We start from the raw sequence: 851 nt of genomic DNA, 5'->3' as shown, positions 1-851 counted from the left end.
GTCGAGCTGTATGCAGTCAGGTGCCGCACGCAGCGCCGCCAGCGCCTCGTCCGGCGTATCCGCCTCTACCACGATCTTTCTTTCCGGCGCATGGCGGCGCAGTTGGCTCACCATGGCAGGCCAGTCATCGCCGTTTGCAAGAAAGCGGCGGTGATTGGCAAACAGCAGGATGGTTTCACTGCATCCGGCGCGATGAATCAACCCGCCAGCGGCCTGCACCGCCTGGGTAGCGAGCAGCTTGGTGCCGGGAATCATTTTGCGCGTACAAGCGATGTGCCCGTCAGGATGGCGCTGGCGCAGCAGGTCCAGCATGCACGCCAGATAGCCAGACACGCCGCAACTCCATTCCAGTACATTCTGCACCGCCTTCCATCCCTGATGCAGCGCCGCCGCCGAGCCGCTGGCACACAGCAAGGTCTGCCCGGCCACCACGCGTTCGCCGTCATTCACCGAGGCGGTCACACTCACCCCAAGTGACGTGAGCATCTGCCGCGCAGCGGCAATCCCGCTGGCACAACCGCCCTGCCGATGAAAAAAGGTGATATGTCCCGGCTGCCCACCAATACCGAGCGCCTGGGTCGTCAGATCGCCCCCCTGAATATCCTCCAGTAGCCAAGCGTCAGTGAGTGCCTGCGGAAGGAAAATCATGATGTTGCCCCGAGCGGCACGCTGTCCCAATAGATCAACGCCCAGTCACGACTCGGTGGCGAAATCGTGCTGACATTCTGCTGTTGATACCAACGGTAAAGCCGCTCACGCTCGTCATCGCTGAGTGTGCCGAAGCTCCATTTCACGTTCTCTTCGAAGCGTGCATAAGTACTGTTATCGTGCTGGCAGTTGGGTCCACGGAT

Annotated in this window: 1 protein-coding gene and 1 pseudogene; both read right to left on the bottom strand. The window is 61.1% G+C overall.

Annotated features, from left to right (window positions below):
• Positions 1 to 648, bottom strand: a 648-nt coding sequence (gene modD, locus J5224_RS31340) for a ModD protein (RefSeq protein ID WP_264628899.1), incomplete at its 3' end; no start/stop codon positions are given.
• Positions 645 to 851: pseudogene (locus J5224_RS31335) on the bottom strand (SAM-dependent methyltransferase); the annotation flags it as partial. The gene modD and the pseudogene J5224_RS31335, both read right to left, overlap by 4 nt.

The sequence above is a fragment of the Candidatus Symbiopectobacterium sp. NZEC135 genome, assembly GCF_025962695.1.
The sequence above is the reverse complement of the archived record's forward strand: the minus strand, read 5'-3'. Positions and strand labels throughout refer to the sequence as shown.